The organism is Aequorivita aurantiaca (genome assembly GCF_030410135.1).
GTDB lineage: Bacteria > Bacteroidota > Bacteroidia > Flavobacteriales > Flavobacteriaceae > Aequorivita > Aequorivita aurantiaca.
In genome coordinates, this window is record NZ_JAUGQQ010000003.1 from 258,641 (window position 1) to 279,322 (window position 20,682).

A 20,682-nucleotide genomic window follows, 5' to 3' on the forward strand; every position below is an offset into this window, starting at 1 on the left:
ATGTTATGCATAGAAAGAATATCATAAGGGCAGGTAAATCTTTACAAGATGCGGAAAAAGCTTTGATTATGGTTCATGGCCGGGGAGCCGACCCCCATGACATCATCCGTGTTGCTTCCCACTTAAATGTTTCGGAATATGCCTTGCTCGCTCCCGCGGCAACAAACAACACCTGGTATCCGTACTCGTTTATGGCACCACCTGCGCAAAATGAGCCTTGGCTTTTCTCGGCTCTTGATTTGTTAGAAGAAGTTGTGGCTGAAATAACAGAACAGGGAATTACTCCTAATAGCATTTTCTTTATGGGTTTCTCACAAGGTGCGTGTCTTACGCTGGAGTTTGTTGCCCGCCATGCCCAAAAATATGGTGGTGTTGCCGCATTTACCGGAGGCATGATAGGTGACACATTATCTCCCGAAAATTATTCCGGCGATTTTGAAGGGACATCCATCTTTATCAGCACTGGAGACCCCGATCCACACGTTCCGCTTGAACGTGTAAAGGAAAGTGTTGCCCTGCTGCAAATAATGAATGCCTCAGTGCATATAGAAGTTTATAAAGGAAGGCCACATACCATTTCCCAAGATGAGATTGATAAGGCGAATAAAATGATCTTTGGATGATTGTGGGGTTAGATATGAGACGTAAAATTATCGTATCGTTTTTTAGATTTAATCAATACATCTTGCACAGGGATTTCAATATTTTAAATCGGATTTATTAACATAAAACAATTCTGTGGTCTACTTATCCATTATGATTGCTTCAACATCACGATTATTATTGGCAATTTATTCACCGATGAGTTTAATTTATCTCGCCATTGCCCTGTACATACCCGGTATTATCACTGCATTCTTTTCAAGCAATTCACTCGGTTGAACAGATGGAGCAGTGATAAAATGTCAATGGAAATTTGTTGTTTGGGCCAATTGCATCGTTTTCTTGCTTATGGCATTTACAATAAGAGCTGCTAGTGAAACAAACAGAGTTCCCACGCCAACTTTGAAAAAACGTAGTGTAACTTAAAGAAATTTATGGCGTCTACTTACAACACCATACTATTAGCAAAAAATAGATTTTAGTAATTCTCAATCGGTTCCTTTGGTGATTCTTATGAAAACTAAACTTTTCAAACCCAGTTCTCCTTTAAGCAATTATATAGACAACTATATGCTTGTGGATATTGATTGGAGTAAAACAACGGAGCTGGCTAATGTTTGGAGACTTATTCCTTATGGAAAGGTGGCCATGTTTTTTCTATATGGTGATACTTGGGAATATAACTTTCAAGGAGCAAATGCACCCATGCAACGCGAGAGGCGGGCTTTTTTGGTGGGTCCACTTGTTCAGCCTATATGGCTAAGATTTACCGGTCGCTCCCGCCTCATTAAAATACAGTTTAGATCTTCCGGGGCCCAACGGTTTCTTCCCGTTAATATGGAAGAATTTCGAAACATGCCCAGTCTGGATCTGGAAGCGGTTTGGGGCAACGCCACCCATGAACTTTTGGAACAATTGGAAGCATCTCCCTCAGATTCTGAAAGCATAGAAAAATTAAACAGTTTTTTGGAAAAGCGCCTTTTGCCACGGCAAGAGCATATTGATTATGTGGACTATACCATTGAACAAATGAAAGCCAACAACGGGAACATTTCCATAAAAGGCCTAGAGCAGAAATTAGGAATCTGTACTAGGCAACTACAAAGACACTTTCTTTCGAAAATTGGGATATCGCCCAAGGAAATGTCTAAACTCATTCGGCTTAACAGTGCTTTTTGTTCATTGGAAACAGATCCGAGCATTTCTCTTACTAACCTATCCTATGAAGCTGGGTATTATGACCAATCCCACTTCTATAGGGATTTTAAAAGTCTGTCTGGTGAAAGCCCTAAAAACTTTTTCTCTAATAATTCCGATGAGTTGTTTGTAACTCACGGCGCTAATTTTGTTGAGCAAAGAATACAAATTACCAGCTCATAATTCCTTCAGTTATTAAATCTTTTTTCTGAACGTTCCGTAAGGGGGGTTAATTCCTTCTTATTAAATAAGAAAGGCAGGTCGCTTTTGTACAAGTTTAATTTCCAGACGCTTTTGATATTTGTTCCCTAATTCCTAATAATCCGTAAATCAGAAATTAACTGTATTGCGTATCATCGAAAACGTAAATCCCTCAATTTCTAATTTACATCCTTAAGTAAAGATTTGTGATCGTCCCACTCATCGATACATATTTGTGAAGGATTATTACTGAAACAAAAATTATCAAATGAAAAATATTATACACGTAGTATTTCTGTTTTTAATCGTTAGCATTTATGCACAGGAAAGCGAAGTAAAAAACACGTTTTCGCTCCATTGGGGAACAAGCTATCTTGCAAGACAGGATTTAATTTTTTCACCACTATACCATACAGATTTTACGTTGTTGAATGTGGGAATTGAATATACCCGAAACGCAAAGATGTTTCAAAAAATTAGCTTCCGTTATGGAAATTTCGATCCAATTGTATCATCACCATATGATTATACCGAAGCCGGTGAAACCGAAACTACTACTCCACATAGCTTCATTTTTATTGATGTGGATTATCAATTGGGAAAAAATATAAAGGAATCTTCCAAAAATTCATTAACCATCGGTGGTCTTTTTGCGATAGATGTGCAATCCTTAAATTACGAATATGGTAGAACCAGCAGTTTTGGATACTATTCCACACTTAATTTAGGCGTATTTGGGAAGTATAAATACACAATCAATTCAAAAAGTAATTTAAGCACAACGCTTCAACTTCCACTTATTGCTTGGCTAGCTCGTTCGCCTTATTTGGTAAATGATGATGAATTCATAGAAAATACAAGTTCCCACTCCGGAATTAAAACATTTTTTTCCTTTATAGGCGATGGTGAATTTGCAACTTGGAATAAGTTGCAAACTTTCAATTTTGATTTAAAATATACCTATAGCCTCAATGAAAAATGGAGCATTGGCGCTGCGTATTTATTTGAATTTCTTCATTCCAGCGAGCCCAGAAATCTGCTGTCCTATCGCCAAACATTAAATATTGGTACAAACTTCAACTTCTAATATGAACACAACAAAAAAAATTATAGCAATAGTATTCCTATATCTCGCCACGGTGGGATGCGAAAAAATGTTTATTGAAGAGCCTTCCAACAATCCGGAAGCAATTTTTGAAAATCTGTGGAATACCTTTAATGAAGAATATGCTGTTTTCGAAGAAAGAAATATCGATTGGCAGGCTGAATATAATATCTATCGTCCCATGGTAAACACTAACACTACCGATGATGAACTTTTTAATATTTTATCACAAATGTTGGCCAAACTAGATGATGGGCACGTAAATCTTACTGCTCCCAACAGAGAGATTTTTTATTCAAATAAAATTAAAAATGAACGTATTGATGATAACTTATTCAGCATTCCAATAACAAAAACATACCTTGAATTTGGTTATAAAGAAGGTGATGAAAACAGTTATCTGTACGGTAAAATTAAGAATGAAAATGTAGCATATATCTATTTTGATTATGTGGGCGAAAATTTTTTCAAATTAGAAGATTTTCTGAATCAATACCATAATGTTAACGGTTACATCATTGATCTGCGCCACAATCAAGGCGGTGATTTCACCTATTGCTTTTCGGAAATGGGCCGATTAACAGACCAACCCCATTATGTGTTCCGCAGCAAAACCAAAAATGGAAAGGGACCGGATGATTTTACGCAATGGCACCATTGGACCATAAACCCCGCTGGTGCCTATATTGACAAACCTATTATAGTCCTAATTGACCGCTATACTATTAGTGCTGGTGAACGCGCAGTTATGGCATTCAAAACCCTTCCCAATGTGAGGCTAATGGGAGAAATCACCAATGGTGCTCACGGCACAATGATAGGAAGGGAATTGGCCAATGGCTGGTTCTATTCGCTTGTCACTCAAAAAACGGAAATGTTTGATGGAAATTCATACGAAGGTATTGGCTTAGAGCCTGATATTTACAGTAAAAACATACTCTCCGATGTTACTGCGGGAATAGACAAAACACTTCAAACGGCCATTGATAGTTTAAAATAATTTTATTCGACGTTAAAAAATAGGAAGAAGGTTATGAAAGCCAAGGAAGATTTATATGTATCCTTAATCAATACCATCAAAAATACAGTTCCCATCTCAGATAGTGACCTGAACTTGGTCATTGAATTATTTGAACCCAAACAATTAAACAAAAAGGAATTTCTGCTATTTAAAGGTGATGTCTCCCATCATATGCGATTTGTCTGCGACGGTTGCTTGAGGGTTTATTCCAATAATGAAAAGGGTGAAGAATTTATAGTTCAATTCGGCATAAAAAATTGGTGGGTAAATGATTTGCATAGTTATTTATCAAATGCGCCCGCACAATATACTATTCAAGCCATAAGGGCATCTACAGTTTTACAGATCCATAGAGATAAATTGGAAACGCTTTTTAATAAGGTTCCAATAATGGAACGTTTTTTTAGAATTAAAATACAGAGTGCATACGTAGCTACTCAAGTTCACACGTTAAAAGCTATAAGTGAGACTTCGGAATCTCGTTACTTAAATTTTTTATCAAAGTATAGGGATATTGAGCAGGCAGTACCACAATATATGGTTGCTTCATATTTGGGCATTTCACCGGAACATTTAAGCACCATACGAAAAAAACTTCATCAATAACGGTTCTTAAGATTTCTTAATTTTTTTTATCCCAATAAGCTAAACCTTTGTCCAGTAATTTAAAAAAGAACACAAATGGAAATTTCAATTAAGAATTCAGTAAAAGAACAATTAGGCATCCTAAAAAAAATCAAGGTATTTCAACTCTTTTTTGCTTTTGTATCAATGGCATCGACCTCTTGGTCTCAAAATCAAAATCTTCAGAATATTACACTATCCTTTAGCGATGGCAGTGCAGATATTGTAGGGGTGGAAAAAATTAATTCAATTTTGAAAACGATAGGCGTGCACGTTAGTACAGTCACTATACCTGACGAAGCGAAACCATTAATTAAAAATTCAAGAAAAAGAGCTTTAACGAATGCCGAAGCGGAGTCGCTAATCTCCCTTTTTTATCTGGACAGAAATGAATTATTGGAGCAAATAGAAAAAGCCGGAAGGAAACCGGAAGCCATTGGGGGCGGGTTTTTATCTACAAAAGAGGAAGCTATGTCTCCATATCCCAAAGTTTATGATATGAAATCATTGTCACCCGAAGTAATTTTTTTTCTGCAGAATAAGTTTGGAAAACTACACGTAAATATTTCAGACAACGGAATGGGAATTGACGAAGTGATGACAATAGTATCGGGCGGCCCGTGGACCTGGTTTTTTGTATTACCCAATAATAATGTTGCGAAATTAACATTGGAAAATGTAGCTGTCCATAACATTGGATGGCGCATCAGCTATCCCGGTTTAATTCCTCATGGCGGATTTTTTGATGCTGACTATGGTTTGGTTGTAGCCTTTGCCCACGGTCCGGAAAAATTCGAAATGAAATATGAGGAGCCTTCCGTTGAATCATATAAATGGATGGGGAAAAATCCGTGGATAGATTTTTCAGGAAAAAACCCAAAGTTGTTAGACAGGATTAACTAGTATTTATAGTACGCCTTTCAGTGATTTAGAAACCGAAGTTGAAAACACTCGATTTCAGCATAATCGCTAGCCCTTAGTATCTACTTATACACATAAAGAAAACTCAGATCACATATTTCACATTTTTTACCCACTCCCTTAGTGAGTATGAAATTCTATGTATCAATTTTTGGATAATATAAAGTGGAACATTAAACCACGTCGTTTTTGTACAAGCGTATTAAGCCATTGGTTGTGACCTTTGTACCCTACATAAAATCATTCGGAAAAGTTGAAATACTTTTCAAAAAATCAACACACAAACAAAAAGAAAATTATGAAAACAAAACAGCTATTATTTTTCTCTGCCGTATTTCCGACATTTGCCGCACTATCACAGCCAATAATTAATTTAAGTGATTTAACACCTTCCGTTGGCGACTCATTTACCCTAACTACTGCCGCTTTTATTGAGCCCGGCCAAGGAGGGGCAAATCAAGTTTGGGATTATTCCGAGTTAGAGGATTTTGATTCCAATAGCATGACATTTCAATCGCCCGAAAATAAACCGGGCAGTGATTTATTTCCTAATGCCACCCACCTTTCCGTGAGTGATGATGGTACTATTTTTAAATATAGCTACTACGGAGAATCCCGTTTAGACAGATTGGGAATAGTAATGCCATCAGATGACTTACAGGCAGTGTATGTAAACCCTTTTCTGGAACTACAATTTCCATTTACAATGAATGACAGCTTTGTGGATGACTGGATATTTGAAACGAAAATTGGGAGTAATAATGTTACGCAACAGACGGGCACATCAACAATCACAGTGGACGGTTACGGAACGCTTTTACTTCCCACCGGAAACTATGCAGATGTATTGCGAGTAAAAAATGCAATCGAATCAGAAATAGTAATAACTTTAGATGGTATCGAGATTTTCAGAGGTCCCTGGATCGAAAACTCATATACCTTTTTCAAAGCTGGCATACCAAATCCTTTGCTTTCAATGCGTACTACCATCTTCAATGGACAAACAATTCGCACAGGCGACTATCTTTCCAATTTGGTATTGGCAATTTCTGATGTTAATTCTGAATCTGCCAAAATGAATATTTTTCCCAATCCTGCGAACGATTTTGTAGAAATTGCCTTTCAAACAGATCAATATTCACAGGTAGCCGCAACGCTATTTTCAATGGACGGGCAGCCCGTTCACTATTGGGGTGTGCAGAATATTACGTCAGGAAAGAACAAACTACATTTTGATCTTCCAAATGTTTCGGAAGGAATATATCTTCTTAAGTTAAACACTGCAACCGAAACACTTACAGAAAAAATTGTTATACACCATTAAAGTTTGGTTGCCATTTATGGAAGTGTATGCATCCAGTATGGATACAGTATGGATACAGTATGGATACAGTATGATTAGTACATTAAAAATACATTAGAAAGTCAAATGAAAATATGCATAATCCCAAAGGATGTTTAATGCATTTGAAAAAGAAATATGCGCTTCGGAAAACTCCACTTTAGGCAAATTCAAAAATATTTTAATTTTCCCTGTGAATTAAGCGATTTACAGGGATTTTTTTTTGAATCCTTTCAATTTGAAAGCATCAATTTTATAAGCTATACCGATAAGCCTTTTGCGCTCCGTTAAACAAATTTTAAATTGCCTTTCCCTCGCCATAAAATTCTGTAGTTTTAGAAAGAATATGGAAAATGAATAGTATGGAAATTGAAGAAAAAGCCTTGTTTTTTGCCACCGAAGCACACGGCACACAACGGCGCAAATACAAAAATGAGCCATATATTGAACATCCCAAACGTGTGGTTGAAATTCTTAAAACTGTACCTCACAATTCCGCGATGGTCTGTGCTGCCTATTTGCACGACGTTGTAGAGGATACACCCATAACCCTCGCTGAAATAGAAGATAATTTTGGCCCGGATGTTGCCAAACTTGTTGACGAACTCACTGACGAATATATCAAGGAAAGTTATCCATCGCTCAATCGAAAAAAGCGTAAACAAAAAGAGGTTGAGCGACAAAAATTAATAAGCAATACCGCCAAGACCATTAAATTGGCCGATATTATTGATAACACTCCGGACATTTCCAAAAACGACCCACAGTTCGCACAAAGATATATTCCTGAAATGGCTTCACTATTGCAGGCCCTTAAAGGCGGCGATCCAAACCTTTGGGAAAGGGCTAAATATGAAATAGATCTCGCCAAAAAAAGATTGGGAAACAGCAAGAAATAATTGTAGATCCTACATTTTCCCAGATAATTTATTAGCGCTTTGAAATATAAAAATGCCTTATGAAACCTTCACGCTTCTTTTGCTCAAAACGAATTTTTTTAATCCATTTGGTTATTAACTGTTAAATCATTTTAAAAGCCATGGAATGGTTCGTTCATCATCTTTAAATTTATAGTTGAATTAAAAAAAACTCTATAACGATGAAAAATTTAGAAGAACTTTTTGAACATCAATTAAAGGATCTTTACAGCGCTGAGGATCAACTTACTAAAGCCTTGCCCAAAATGGCCAAAAAGGCTAAGGACGCAAAATTAAAAAAGGCGATTGAAGACCACTTGGAAGAAACCGAAGAACAGAAAAAACGTTTGGAGGAAATTTGTGACGAACTTGACATAGATCCAAAAGGCGAAACGTGCAAGGCCATGAAAGGGCTTATAAAAGAAGCGGAGGATTTTATGGATGAAGTTGATGACGATGATGTTCTAAATGCAGGCATGATTGCCGAAGCACAGCGAGTGGAACATTATGAAATTTCCGGCTACGGCACGGCGGTACGTTACGCAAAGGAGTTGGGGCACGATGCCATTGCTAAAAAACTCCAAAAAACGTTGGATGAAGAATACAACGCTGACAAAAAACTTAACGATTTAGCCGAAAAAAGGTTGAATGCCAAAGCTAAATAATAGGATTTACAATAGGAAAAAGCCCGTTTAAACGGGCTTTTTTTATAAAAAAAATACAGAATGGAAAATTCATTACAAGAAATTCTTATGAATTCATTGCATATATTCCTTAGTTGCCTGGGAATTTATATTGCTGTCATTTTATTCACCAGATTTTTTGGCAAACGCAGTTTCAGTAAAATGTCCAGTTTTGACTTTGCAATGACGCTCGCCATTGGGTCTATTATTGCCTCTACAACCCTTCCACAGAAAGTTACTTTGTACGAAGGTATTATTGGTTTATTTTCTGTTTATCTGCTTCAATCAACCGCTGCATACTTTCGACGCTTCAGAAAATTTCAAAAAGTGATTGATAACGAACCTATATTATTAATGGACAGAACTGAAATATTACATGAAAATTTAAAAAAAGTCCAAGTTACTGAGGGTGATTTACGTGCCAAATTAAGGGAAGCAAACGTGATTGCCCTATCACAGGTCCGCGCGGTTATTTTTGAAACCACGGGTGATATGGTGGTACTTCGAAGCAACGATGAACAGGAACTTGAACAATGGATAATGAAAGACGTAAAACTAAAATAATGGAAATTGAAGAAATATTAGGATTCGTGGCAGGGGCGTGCACCACCGTGGCGGTTATTCCACAAATCATAAAATCATGGCGCACCAAAAAAGTAATGGACGTATCGCCCATTATGTTTTCAATATTAATTCTGGGTGTTGGCCTATGGGTTGTTTATGGAATTATTAAAAACGATTTGCCCATTATTATTACCAACGGTGTTTCATTTCTATTAAATCTTTCAATGTTGGTGCTAATGTTTTTCTTTAAATCCAAAGAAAAAGAGAATGATTAAATCCCTCCCACTGTTGCCAAAGAGTAAAATGGTCATTTAAAAAACCAATAAATTAAAAAAGCAGTTACGCTAAATATTATATGTGCGAAAAATAACTGGATATAAAACGTTTTAAAATGAAGTTCCGGCGGTTTGGGATGTATTTTGAACATCACCTTCCATCCCATAATCCCCACCAGACCAATGAGCATTCCAAAAATAATACTCCACCACAAAGATCTTATTACATCTGTAAGCATCCATAAAAGTTCGTAACAAGCCATAAAAAAAAGTCCGAAAGCAAAATGCACAATCCACCCAATGAGCACACTTGGTTTTCCCGAACTGTGTCCTTTATATGTATGTAGCAATTGTGCCAGCAACAAGTGTTCACGCAGTTCCCGTTTCAAAAGTTGGGTAATTAAAGCACTAAATCCTGTCATAGTCAGGATAGCCGCAATCCACGCAATAATAAAAATGTGAAACCCCATTTATGTACCTTTTTAAATTGTTAAAAAATGCACCTTCCCTCCAGTGCTCAATATTTAAAATTACTGCATTCTATTTTCCATTTTAACTGAATCGGAAAATAAATTAACTCAATGAAAATCGAGATTAGGCGTCCTCCAATTTTTTCATTATTTTCTCTGAAACTATATATTTTTAAACAAAACTTTCAAATTTAGTTATAATGAAAAAATCACATGATACCTCAAAAGCTTATTCAAGATTTGCACTAATGTTGGCCTGTTCCTTTATTGCAATGTACATTACAATGTATTTGAACACTTACGCTTGGGACCATATATATTTTAGTCTCACCCGTTTTTATATGGTTTGTCTGGGCATTTCCGCAATGGCGATTATCATGTGGGGTTTTATGCGGCCCATGTATAAAAACAAAATGAAAAATAGAATTATTATTTGGGGCAGCATTGGCCTTTTCTTAGTGGCTTTAATTTTGGTGCGCAGCCAAATTCCAGTAGGCGAAGTAGCTTATATGAAGGCCATGATCCCGCATCATTCCATTGCAGTACTCACCAGTAAAAGAGCAAAAATCAAAGATCCCGAAGTGCAACAATTGGCGAAAGAAATTATTGAAGCTCAGGAAGAAGAGATTGCTGAAATGAAACGTTATATCAAAAGAATAGAAAATAAGGAGCACTGAAAGGAAAACTATAATTATGAAAAATTAACTGCTCTGTATTTATAGGATTAAACTCCTTCGCGTTATGACGCATCCAATTTTCAAATGTCTTTTAATTTTAATATTAATTTTAAAATATATTTCCATGGGCACACAAAAGGAAAAAAACAGAGACACCAATCAGAAAAATTCCGGAACCCAGCCGGCGGCGAAAAAGTCGGATAATAATAAGAACACCGCAACCGAAAAAAAAGAAAATTCCAGACGTAAATAGGTCTTTTGTTTTATGAAAAAGCCTTTCCTTTCTTCGGAATGGAAAGGCTTTTATTATTTCACTAAAAATGTTTTAATTTTAAGAAGCAAAGAAAATCTAATTGCATTGCATAATGCGAAAGACTCCCTAATATGAAGTTAGCAGGAACCGAAATTACAAATCCGGAAAAAATTCTCTTCCCACAAAAACAAATCACCAAATTACAATTGGTGGAATATTATCATAAAGTGGCCGAAAAAATGCTGCCTTATTTGAAAAACAGACCACTTACCCTACATCGTTTTCCGAATGGAATTGACGCCGATGGCTTCTATCAAAAAAATGCTTCGGACTATTTTCCCGATTTTATAAAAACGGTACAAGTTAAAACTGAAGATGGCACCAATACCCAAATAATCTGCAATGACAAAAAAACTCTTGTGTATTTGGCCAACCAAGGAACGATCGCTTTTCATATTTGGTTATCACAAAAAGATATGCTTAATAAACCAAACAAAATAGTTTTTGATTTGGATCCATCGGAAAATTCATTTGAGGACATAAAAAAAGCAGCTAAAATTGTGGGGGATTATATGCGAAATCAAGGTCAGGAACCGAAAATAATGACCACTGGCCAGCACGGACTTCATGTGTGGGCGTCCATCAGAAGAACAAAGAACTTTGATGAAATAAAGGAAATTGCAAAAAACCACGCTCAAAACCTAGAAAACGAGCATCCCGAACTTTTTACCACCTCCATTAGAAAGAATAAACGAAATGGAAAAATATTTCTGGACTATTTGCGAAATGCCTATGCACAAACTTCCGTCTGCCCCTACTCCGTAAGGGCCAACGACACTGCTTCAGTCGCGATGCCGATTGATTGGAAAAGTTTGGATGATCTGAAAAGCGCCGATGCCTTTACAATAATCAATATTTGATTTTCTAACTCTTCTTGGCTGAAACCGGTTCCAACGATTCACATTGTGTGGTTTGGTTTTCTGATATTAGTTTTTCTAAAAAATTCTTGGCCTTTTGATAAGAATCTAATTTATAATTAGCACAGGTTGTCGCATTACCTAAAAAACATCTACGGTAGATTCATCAATAGGATTTGGATTAATTTTTTATTTTTTTCAGCACGGGGTAGTTATCAATTGGAAGTATTTTTATATTCTTAAAATAATCCAACTAAATAAATTTTAATTAAAATGGGTAATTCTGACAAAAATCCGAATAGAAATAAACCACTTGAGGTGCCAAAGATTCCTCCGCCGCAAAAAGATCCTATCACAAAATCTCCGGCGGAGGTTCCGCAAGTACCGGAGCCAAAACAAACACCGCCCGTTAATCCAAATGAAGTTCCGGTTCCAAAACCGAAGGAACAACCGGAAATAAATGAGCCGGAAATAGCACCTGATTCCCCTCAAGATTTACCGGAAGCTGATCGCCCAATATAAAAAGATAACAGTGGAGCAAATTGCTTCATCAAAAAATCCTTCCTTCTTGGTCGCTCTCGGAAGGATTTTTTATTTAAATAATTTATAAATGCTACAGAATATGACAGAATTGGATAATACCGATTTCATAATAAACATAGTAATAGCTATGGCTGCCGGGGTTTGCATAGGCATTGAAAGGCAAATAAAGGATAAAAATGCAGGTATAAAAACAAATGCACTTGTTGCTGTAGGAGCTGCCATTTATGTAAATATATCTTATCAATTTCTCAATTTACCCGACGTAGATATTAGCAGAATAATTAGTCAAGTGATTGTGGGAGTGGGTTTTTTGGGCGCGGGGGTAATCGTTCAAGGAAAAAGAAATATCAAAGGCTTGGCAACTGCCGCTGCAATCTGGTGCAGTGCGGGATTGGGTTGTTTGGCAGCTCTTAAAATGTATGTTCCGCTAGTGGCCAGTACGGTGTTGATAATTTTGATAAACATGTTTTTTGGTTATTGTTCCCGACTCATTCAAAGAAAAAACAAAAGAGAATCCTCCAAAAAGCAGGAAACGGAAGAGCGCCTTTAATTGCAGAAACGGAATATTTGAAAAATTTTGACTATCCTTCCCATTCGGTGCCGACCGTGAGGGTAACTTCATGAATTTTCCAATGATAGGCAAGGATTTCTTCCCTCCCTTTTACTAAATTCTTTATGATATCGGTTTGCTCCCTTGGCCTTATTTGTACCTCCCCGATGAAAACCTGCCCCTCTTCCCGAAACTTGGCGTGTGAATCTATAACCCAGTCCCAGCCATTTACCATTTCTTCGATATGCTTAACTATGGGGTGTGGTTTTTCTTTTTCTATATCCACCGGATATCTATCCATTAAATCACAAATTGCATTTCTTAAATTTTTATAACCGTCCTTCATCACCGAAAATGAAATGAAAAGTGCCGCAAGTGCATCAGCCCACCAAAGTCCAAAACCTATTCCGACAATTCCTATTATTGCGGCTAAAGCAGTCATATAATCGGCTTTTTGAGTGTCAGCATCCGTATATAAAATTTTATTGTGAAGCTTTTTTGCTAGTGGCAATTTTTTATAACCCAACCATACCGCCGGCGCGCCACTGTAAATAAGGGCCGCAATCATAATCCATCCCATCCAAATTTGATGTCCGAAAATAAAGGTACTGCCTATGGTGGGGTGCTCCATTTTTATCAAATTGATCAAGGAATCCACCGCCAAATAAAGCCCCATGCCGAACAGTGCCACAGAGCCCGTCAAAAATGCGATACTAAAAACGCGGTGGTACCCATATGGAAAAGTTGCATTCGCCGGGCGATCATAAATTCGGGAAGCTATTAAAAATGAAATTGCCGGAAGCATACTCAACACATCTTCTAACCAAGCGGTTTTCATTGCCTGCGAAGTTCCCATTACCAGGTACATTAGAACGGTTACGGAAATTAAATAAGCGATTGTAATGTATTCGAGTTTGCGCACTTTTTTCATTACCGGTTGAAGATCGGGCGGTAACTCGAAATCTTTGAATTGTTTCATTGCATTTGATTATAAAAAAATTTTTCAATTTCGAAAACAAGTCTGTTTTCTCCCTTTTTCACTAACCAAACATGTTCTTTATCATAGGGCGCGGTTAGGGCGGCTTTATCTTTCCATAAAGTTTTTTCTGTAAATCCGCCGATAATAATATCAATTTTATCTTTTTCCAACTGTTTCACAAGCTGGGTTTCTGTACTGTGGTTATAGGATACTTTTAGGTTATTTGCCGCAACAAATTGATCCATCAAATTTTTCTCAAATACACTGATCGAAGAAAGCGAATCGGTACGAACCACAACTCCTACGTGTAGAGATTCCTTTTTTGCTTTTTCAAAAGTGTCTTTGGTATCACGCGGTAAATCGCATCCCCACCAAAAAAAGAGGACACAGAAAATTATAATAAACTTTTGCATAGAGTTTAAACCAATATTATCAATTTATTTCTCTTAGAAATATTTATAAAAAAGTTTTCGGTTATTCGACAAATTCTAAGTCATTTCGTCCAAAAATTATTTAATCTTGGCCAAGCCGTGGAACGCGGGTCCTTCAATAACACAGCCCGCAGCATCAAAACGGCTACCGTGGCAGGGGCAGTCCCAACTTTTTTCGGCGTTGTTCCAATGTACGGTACAGCCCATGTGTGGGCAAATGGCGGAAAGTTTGGTTATGCTTCCTATTTCATCTTTGTGTATTGCCATTTTTTTACCGTCTACCTGCACTATTTTTCCCTCTCCTAATTCCAAATCAACATCTTTCGAATCAAATCCGGGCATTGAAAAATCCTTTATAAGTTGTGCGGCAACGTTTAAATTTTCCTTCGCAAATTTGGATGCAGCTTTAAGGGGTTGATGGCGGGAAGCTTTATATAGTTCAGCAAATGGGTTTTTCTTTTCGTTAATTTCATCAGCCAAAAGCATTCCGGCCAAGGCCCCATAAATCAATCCATCCGTTGAAAATCCTGTGGCAATATATTGTTTTGAGCCCGCAGATTTCTGCCCGATATACGGCAGCAAATCGGCCGATTTATAATTCTGCCCACCCCAGCGATGCGTGATTCGTTCCACTTCAAAATGATGCTTCACAAATGTTTCGAGTTCGCGTATATGCTCTTTATTATCCTTCGCCTGCCCTACTTTGTGCATACTTCCAATGCACAATAAATATGGTTCGTCATTTAATATATAAGATCGTACGGAATATTTTTTATTCTCAAAATGGCCCCAAAAAATACCTTCGGGATATTGATTGTTTCTTAGCTTCACCCCAATTCCATACTCGCGATACGGGCCCAAAGTTGTGTGGTATTGAATATGCAAACCCATAGGCGTGTGTGTGGCATGGATCACATAATTTGCCGTAACAGTTGCCGTCTCAGTTTTAAGGATTATATGTTCATCCTTCTCATCAATTTCTAAAACGCGTGTGTTTTCATAAATACTACATTTTTCGTCGTGAAGATGCTTCGCCATGTGCTGTATGTAAAGCAACGGATTGAATTGTGCTTGGTTGGGATATTCAATTCCCTCATTGAAATTAAAAGGAATTCGCCCATTTTTTAATGCTGTAAACGGAAGACCTATTTTTTGAGCGACGCTTTTTTCCTTATCGAAATCGATATCGCCGTCGTTCTCAAAAATAAACATGGAACGCTCCTGAAAATCACAGTCAATATTGAATTGGCTAATATTATTGGTTATATAATCTAGTGCTGCCTTGCGAGATTGCACTACTTTATTTACGGTTTCGAGATCATATTTTTCCTCAATTTCATAATTGGGATATTCGGTAACGGCGTACAAATTTCCGGTACTTTGGCCCGAAGTTCCCTTTCCCACGGCTCTCGATTCCAAAACCGCAATTTTGTGGCCGTGTTTTTTTAATTGTTCGGCTGTGGTGATGCCGGTAATTCCAGCACCAATTATTGCCACATCAACTCTAATGTTTTTGTTTAGCTGAGGAAAATTGGTTTTTATTGACTTTTCGCTCCATATTGGTTTTGTTTCCATACCTAAAATTTTAATTTACCTAAACTACCTTTTTCCACTAAAGTTAAATAAGAAAGAAATGGGCCGCAACTTGGTCTTCCATTTTTAACAAGCATTTAAATATTGGGTTAAAAAAAATGGACCTGTTCGAGGCCATAAAATAGAACCATTCACAGTGTTTTAACGCTCTTATGGCATATGGGTTATTTGAATTTTAAATGAGCAATCAATAAAATTTTTTGGACACAAATAAATTTTTTTAGGATGCCTCAACTGCTTTTGTCGAATGTAATTTCGTTAAAAAAAAAGCTATTATGACTAAGATAAAGACAAAAAAGACGGGATCCCTGCATAACGATGTCCTGGCAAAAAATAAAACCCAAAGACGGCAGGATAATACAAATTATGACATGGTGGTATTCTGCCACCTTCGATGGAAGTTCGTTTACCAAAGGCCCCAACATATTATTAGCCGACTGTCAGCTACCCAAAAAATTCTTTTTATTGAAGAGCCTATACCTTTCTCCTCTTCGGAAGAATTTGAATACAATCTCGAAACAGTGACGGCAAATTTAACCGTAATGCAGCCAAAAGTTTCAACGTTGGCTGACATCGGAAAAATTCTGAAAAAATTAAACCTACAGACATTTGAATACGCGTGGTTTTATTCCCCCGCTTTTGCTGAGCTGCTACCGGATTTAAAAGTGAACACCATAATTTACGATTGTATGGATGAACTTTCCCTGTTTAAAGGCGCTTCGGAATCATTGCAGAAAAAGGAACAATATCTAATTAAGGAAGCGGATATCATATTCACCGGAGGTAAATCTTTATATGAGTCAAAATCGAAACTCTCCCAAAACGTGCATTGCTTCCCGAGTTCGGTGGACTTGCCGCATTTCAAAAAAGTGGAGCGTCAGTTGCCCTGTCCGGAAGATCTTGTAAATATTCAGCATCCCGTTGTGGGCTATATTGGCGTAATTGATGAGCGCATTGACCTGCCGTTGGTTGCCGCCACTGCGGAAAAGCTGCCACACTTTCAATTTGTAATGATTGGACCTTTGGCAAAAATTGATGAAAATGACCTTCCGCGACGGGAGAACATCCATTATCTCGGGATGAAAGAATATAAAGAACTACCGAATTATCTCAAAGCAATTGATATTGCGATGATGCCCTTCGCCTTAAATGATGCAACAAAATACATTAGCCCAACGAAAACCTTGGAATATATGGCTGCCGGAAAACCTATTATTTCAACGCCTGTAAAAGATGTGGTTCGCGATTATCAAGAACACGTACATATTGTGGAAACTGAGAGTGAGTTTTGCACCGCGCTCGAATCCATCGTGAAATTGGATAAAGTAGACTATTCCGCCCGCTATTGTGAAATATTGCACAAAACATCGTGGGACAATACGGTTTCACAAATGTTTACTCTTATTAAAAAAGTTGCACAATGATGGCTGATATATTGATAATTGGCGCTGGAATATCAGGATCAGTGTTGGCCGAACGTTATGCAAATTCGGGAAAAAAAGTTTTAATTCTCGAAAAACGCGACCATATAGCCGGCAATTGCTACGATTATATTGACGACAATGGAATTTTGGTGTCAAAATATGGAGCACATCTTTTTCACACAAATTTTGAGGACGTTTGGGAATACGTGAATCGATTCTCAAATTGGTATCCGTGGGAACATAAAGTGCTGGCGAAAGTTGATGGGCAATTGGTAAATATTCCTATTAATATCAATACGGTTAATTCCATTTTCAACCTCAATATCCAAAATGAGGAAGAAATGAAACAGTGGCTCGAAGAAAACCGTGTGGAAATTGACAATCCCTCGAATGGAGAGGAAGCCGTAATCAGCAAAGTGGGCACGGTTTTATACGAAAAAATGTTTCGCCATTACACTAAAAAGCAATGGGACAAATATCCCGAGGAATTGGATGCCTCCGTTTTGAACCGCATTCCGGTCCGCACCAATACGGACGACCGTTATTTTTCGGATAAATATCAAGCCCTTCCCTTAGGCGGTTATACCCAATTGTTCGAAAATCTATTGAACCATCCCAATATTGAAGTCCGTTTGAACACCGATTATTTCGATGTAAAGGAAACTATTGGAGGGTTTGAACAAATATTTTATACTGGCCCAATTGACAGATTTTTTTCCTTCAAGCACAGTGTGGAGCATCAGTTGGAATATCGCTCCATTAATTTTGTTTCGGAAACGGTAGATAAAGAATTTTTTCAGGAGAATTCTGTGGTGAACTATCCCGGAATGGAAGTGAATTTTACCCGTATCGTGGAATACAAACACTTCGGTAACCAAAAATCGGACAAAACCACGATTGTAAAAGAATATACCACCGATGAAGGGGAGCCTTACTATCCAGTTTTGAACGATAAAAACCGGGCGATTTACCAGAAATATAAATTGGAAGCTGAAAAGCACCCGCAGATACATTTTGTGGGAAGGCTCGCAAATTATAAATACTTCAATATGGACGAAGCCTTTAAAAACGCTTTGGACCTATTTGATACCTTGGAAAATAAAATCCAAACAAGGCATGAACTTGAAAAATCCTCTTCCGCCACTTAACAGTTTTTTTATGGGCGGTTTTGAATGTGCCGACCATATAAACCGATCCGGTGAGCGCATCAATCTGCAACGCGAAACCCACCATCACATTCGCGTTGCGGATGATTATGAAGCCTTGAAAAGATTGGGTATTTCCGTAGTTCGGGAAGGAGTTTGCTGGAGCGCCGTTGAAGTGAAACCATATATTTTTGATTTCTCTGCATTGTTGCCTTTTTTTAAGGCGGCACGAAAATATAAGATTCAAATTATTTGGGATTTGTGCCATTTTGGATATCCGGAAGATCTGGTTCCCACCCACCCCCTGTTCGTATCGCGCTTTGTTTCCTTTTGCGAACAGTTTCTTCAATTTCATTTGCGGCATAGCAACCAGCGCCCCTGGCTGATACCCATAAATGAAATAAGTTTTCTATCATGGCATTCCGGCGATATGCGCGGTACGGTACCCTTTGCTGTCAACTCCGGATGGGATATAAAATATCATTTGTGCAAAGCGAAAATTGAAGCCATAAAAGCCATAAAAACTATTGAACCCTGCGCGGTAATTATGGCCGTGGAGCCACTTGTGAAAATTCACGCTGCCGATGACACGATCGACTCCCAAAAATTGGAAGAGCTAAATTCCCTTCAATTTCAGGCGATGGATATTATTTTGGGAAGGAAATGTCCTGAATTGGGAGGTGATGAAAATTTGGTGGATGCATTGGGTTTCAATTATTATTATAACAATCAATGGAACCATCTAAATGTTACGCTGCCCTGGCCGGATGTTGAAAAAAAACATACCCCATTATCCCACTTGCTCTTTGAAGCTTATTTCAAATATAACAAACCAATAATTTTAACTGAAACTGGACACTTCGGAAAGGATCGGGATTTATGGTTGGAAGAAATTTCCGCGGAATGTAAAAAAGCATTGGAAATGGAAATTGACCTTCGCGGAATATGTATTTATCCCGTTATCGACCGGCCCGATTGGGATAACCTTAATTCATACTCCAACTGTGGCATTTGGGATTTGGATGTACATAAAAATAGAATTCCCTTTTTGCCCTATTTAAAATCATTACAGAATTGCACTCCCCTATTTACGAATAATGATAAAAAACTTAAAAGCAAAGAAATATCAGCCATAGACGCCTAGCTCTTTTTTCCGTCAATTTTTCCCGCCAATAGCTCTCCTAAAGGTTTTAAAGTGGGAATATGCAATATTATAACAACCAAAATTGCAAGAATAGGGATACACAAAATCATACCGATAACGCCCCACATTAAATTGCCGATTATTACCACCAGAATTACAAAAAACGGATGCAGGTCCACTTTGTCGCCCACCACGTAAGGTTCCAAAATATAACTTTCCACAAATTGTGCAACCCCAAAGGTTAGCGCAATGCCTATGAGAACGCTGGTGTCTCCCGTTGCGGCAAAACCTAAAGCCACGGCAAGTGCAAAACCTATAATATTACCAATGTATGGAATGAGGGAGAAAAGAGCCGCCAAAATACTGATCAAAATAAAATTATCAATGCCTGAAATCCCTAAGCCTATGGCATACAACCCGGCGAGAATGGCAATCATGGTAGCTTTTCCGGCCAAGTAGCGGGGGGCAATGCGAGCGCATTCATTTATAATGCGTTTAACTTCATTTCTTTTTTCCTCAGGAAATATTTTCAGCAGAAAAAGTTTGAAATGGTTTCTGTAATTCAACAAAAAGAAAACGTAAATAAACGTAAGTAGATAATTGCCGAGAAATGAAAATGCCTTTCCCAACATTCCGGCCAAAGTGCTTCCGCCGCTACCATCACCCACTGATTCCAACTGTTTGCCGCTTTCTATTCCGCTTAAATCCGATTCTTTTATAGGTGTATTTTGAGTTATAAAAGATTTCAATTCCTGCCATTTCGGAGCCAAAGTCTCCTTCAATTTTGGCCAATCCTCGATAAAAATTTGTGCCTGATACAAAATCAGTCCAATAAAACATAGGCTTATAAGAAAGAGTAAAAACGTACACAATATTGAAACCCAATTTCTGCTTTTTATAAATCTTTCCAGCTTATTGGCTATAGGCAGCATCATCAAACTGAGAATGACGGCGGTGGCAAAAGGGGCGAAAAAAACTTGCGCCTTAATAAGTCCCAATATCAAAAAGTAGGCACCCACTATCAATATAAATGAGTGCCGAAACCAATTTTTTATCTCCATTAGCGAAAGATACTATAAAATTATAATCTGTACTACCTGGAT

At 37.6% G+C, this 20,682-nt stretch carries 24 protein-coding genes; 19 read left to right on the top strand and 5 right to left on the bottom strand.

Annotated features, from left to right (window positions below; genetic code table 11):
- Window positions 1–5: 5 nt before the first annotated feature.
- The 11 genes from QRD02_RS06970 to QRD02_RS07020 all read left to right on the top strand — a co-directional run bounded on the left by QRD02_RS06970 (window position 6) and on the right by QRD02_RS07020 (window position 9,453).
- Window positions 6–623, top strand: a complete 618-nt coding sequence (locus QRD02_RS06970) for an alpha/beta hydrolase (RefSeq protein ID WP_290254211.1) — start codon at window positions 6–8, stop codon at window positions 621–623.
- Between the two features lie 493 nt (window positions 624–1,116).
- Entirely contained in the window at window positions 1,117–1,983 is an 867-nt protein-coding gene (locus QRD02_RS06975) for an AraC family transcriptional regulator (RefSeq protein WP_290254212.1), read from the top strand.
- Between the two features lie 286 nt (window positions 1,984–2,269).
- Window positions 2,270–3,088, top strand: coding sequence for a hypothetical protein (locus QRD02_RS06980; RefSeq protein ID WP_290254213.1), 819 nt, complete (start codon window positions 2,270–2,272; stop codon window positions 3,086–3,088).
- A gap of 1 nt (window position 3,089) precedes the next feature.
- The gene (locus QRD02_RS06985; RefSeq protein WP_290254214.1) at window positions 3,090–4,106 is read left to right on the top strand and encodes a S41 family peptidase; all 1,017 of its coding nucleotides are present in this window, start codon (window positions 3,090–3,092) and stop codon (window positions 4,104–4,106) included.
- Between the two features lie 33 nt (window positions 4,107–4,139).
- Window positions 4,140–4,733, top strand: coding sequence for a Crp/Fnr family transcriptional regulator (locus QRD02_RS06990; protein ID WP_290254215.1), 594 nt, complete (start codon window positions 4,140–4,142; stop codon window positions 4,731–4,733).
- A 75-nt stretch (window positions 4,734–4,808) separates the two neighbouring features.
- Window positions 4,809–5,654 carry a hypothetical protein gene (locus tag QRD02_RS06995; protein ID WP_290254216.1) on the top strand — a complete coding sequence of 282 codons (846 nt, stop codon included), beginning with the start codon at window positions 4,809–4,811 and terminating at the stop codon, window positions 5,652–5,654.
- A gap of 316 nt (window positions 5,655–5,970) precedes the next feature.
- Window positions 5,971–6,996 carry a T9SS type A sorting domain-containing protein gene (locus QRD02_RS07000; protein WP_290254217.1) on the top strand — a complete coding sequence of 342 codons (1,026 nt, stop codon included), beginning with the start codon at window positions 5,971–5,973 and terminating at the stop codon, window positions 6,994–6,996.
- A gap of 380 nt (window positions 6,997–7,376) precedes the next feature.
- Entirely contained in the window at window positions 7,377–7,913 is a 537-nt protein-coding gene (locus tag QRD02_RS07005) for an HD domain-containing protein (RefSeq protein ID WP_290254218.1), read from the top strand.
- A 200-nt stretch (window positions 7,914–8,113) separates the two neighbouring features.
- On the top strand, window positions 8,114–8,596 hold the full coding sequence (locus tag QRD02_RS07010; RefSeq protein WP_290254219.1) for a YciE/YciF ferroxidase family protein: 483 nt from the start codon (window positions 8,114–8,116) through the stop codon (window positions 8,594–8,596).
- 60 nt (window positions 8,597–8,656) lie between these two features.
- The gene (locus QRD02_RS07015) at window positions 8,657–9,178 is read left to right on the top strand and encodes a DUF421 domain-containing protein (RefSeq protein WP_290254220.1); all 522 of its coding nucleotides are present in this window, start codon (window positions 8,657–8,659) and stop codon (window positions 9,176–9,178) included.
- Window positions 9,178–9,453 carry a SemiSWEET transporter gene (locus QRD02_RS07020; RefSeq protein ID WP_290254221.1) on the top strand — a complete coding sequence of 92 codons (276 nt, stop codon included), beginning with the start codon at window positions 9,178–9,180 and terminating at the stop codon, window positions 9,451–9,453. Before QRD02_RS07015 ends, QRD02_RS07020 begins: the two co-directional genes overlap by 1 nt.
- Before the next feature lie 32 nt (window positions 9,454–9,485).
- Here the strand turns inward: QRD02_RS07020 and QRD02_RS07025 are convergent, their stop codons facing one another.
- A complete protein-coding gene (locus QRD02_RS07025; RefSeq protein ID WP_290254222.1) occupies window positions 9,486–9,923 on the bottom strand; it encodes a hypothetical protein in 438 nt (145 codons plus the stop codon).
- A 200-nt stretch (window positions 9,924–10,123) separates the two neighbouring features.
- Between QRD02_RS07025 and QRD02_RS07030 the strand changes: the two genes are divergently transcribed.
- From QRD02_RS07030 to QRD02_RS07050, 5 genes are all read left to right on the top strand, one after another.
- Window positions 10,124–10,600, top strand: coding sequence for a DUF305 domain-containing protein (locus QRD02_RS07030; protein ID WP_290254223.1), 477 nt, complete (start codon window positions 10,124–10,126; stop codon window positions 10,598–10,600).
- A 124-nt stretch (window positions 10,601–10,724) separates the two neighbouring features.
- Entirely contained in the window at window positions 10,725–10,853 is a 129-nt protein-coding gene (locus QRD02_RS07035; protein ID WP_290254224.1) for a hypothetical protein, read from the top strand.
- 131 nt (window positions 10,854–10,984) lie between these two features.
- Entirely contained in the window at window positions 10,985–11,773 is a 789-nt protein-coding gene (gene ligD, locus QRD02_RS07040; RefSeq protein WP_290254225.1) for a non-homologous end-joining DNA ligase, read from the top strand.
- Window positions 11,774–12,043: 270 nt separating this feature from the next.
- A complete protein-coding gene (locus tag QRD02_RS07045; RefSeq protein ID WP_290254226.1) occupies window positions 12,044–12,292 on the top strand; it encodes a hypothetical protein in 249 nt (82 codons plus the stop codon).
- Window positions 12,293–12,380: 88 nt separating this feature from the next.
- A complete protein-coding gene (locus tag QRD02_RS07050) occupies window positions 12,381–12,863 on the top strand; it encodes an MgtC/SapB family protein (RefSeq protein ID WP_290254227.1) in 483 nt (160 codons plus the stop codon).
- Window positions 12,864–12,894: 31 nt separating this feature from the next.
- Here the strand turns inward: QRD02_RS07050 and QRD02_RS07055 are convergent, their stop codons facing one another.
- The 3 genes from QRD02_RS07055 to QRD02_RS07065 all read right to left on the bottom strand — a co-directional run bounded on the left by QRD02_RS07055 (window position 12,895) and on the right by QRD02_RS07065 (window position 15,848).
- Window positions 12,895–13,842, bottom strand: coding sequence for a cation diffusion facilitator family transporter (locus tag QRD02_RS07055; RefSeq protein ID WP_290254228.1), 948 nt, complete (start codon window positions 13,840–13,842; stop codon window positions 12,895–12,897).
- Window positions 13,839–14,255, bottom strand: coding sequence for a transporter substrate-binding domain-containing protein (locus tag QRD02_RS07060; RefSeq protein WP_290254229.1), 417 nt, complete (start codon window positions 14,253–14,255; stop codon window positions 13,839–13,841). Before QRD02_RS07060 ends, QRD02_RS07055 begins: the two co-directional genes overlap by 4 nt.
- A 96-nt stretch (window positions 14,256–14,351) precedes the next feature.
- Window positions 14,352–15,848 carry an FAD-dependent oxidoreductase gene (locus QRD02_RS07065; protein WP_290254230.1) on the bottom strand — a complete coding sequence of 499 codons (1,497 nt, stop codon included), beginning with the start codon at window positions 15,846–15,848 and terminating at the stop codon, window positions 14,352–14,354.
- Window positions 15,849–16,141: 293 nt separating this feature from the next.
- Between QRD02_RS07065 and QRD02_RS07070 the strand changes: the two genes are divergently transcribed.
- Genes QRD02_RS07070 through QRD02_RS07080 form a run of 3 tightly spaced genes read left to right on the top strand, consistent with a single transcriptional unit; the run spans window position 16,142 to window position 19,579 of the window.
- Window positions 16,142–17,290, top strand: a complete 1,149-nt coding sequence (locus tag QRD02_RS07070; RefSeq protein WP_290254231.1) for a glycosyltransferase — start codon at window positions 16,142–16,144, stop codon at window positions 17,288–17,290.
- Entirely contained in the window at window positions 17,287–18,438 is a 1,152-nt protein-coding gene (gene glf / locus QRD02_RS07075; protein ID WP_290254232.1) for a UDP-galactopyranose mutase, read from the top strand. Before QRD02_RS07070 ends, glf begins: the two co-directional genes overlap by 4 nt.
- Window positions 18,407–19,579, top strand: coding sequence for a glycoside hydrolase family 1 protein (locus QRD02_RS07080; protein WP_290254233.1), 1,173 nt, complete (start codon window positions 18,407–18,409; stop codon window positions 19,577–19,579). The genes glf and QRD02_RS07080 overlap by 32 nt, the downstream gene beginning before the upstream one ends.
- On the opposite strand, the gene QRD02_RS07085 is transcribed toward QRD02_RS07080, so the two are convergent.
- Window positions 19,576–20,640: an AI-2E family transporter gene (locus QRD02_RS07085; RefSeq protein ID WP_290254234.1), complete on the bottom strand. Its 1,065-nt coding sequence runs from the start codon at window positions 20,638–20,640 to the stop codon at window positions 19,576–19,578. The genes QRD02_RS07080 and QRD02_RS07085 overlap by 4 nt on opposite strands.
- Window positions 20,641–20,682 lie beyond the last annotated feature (42 nt).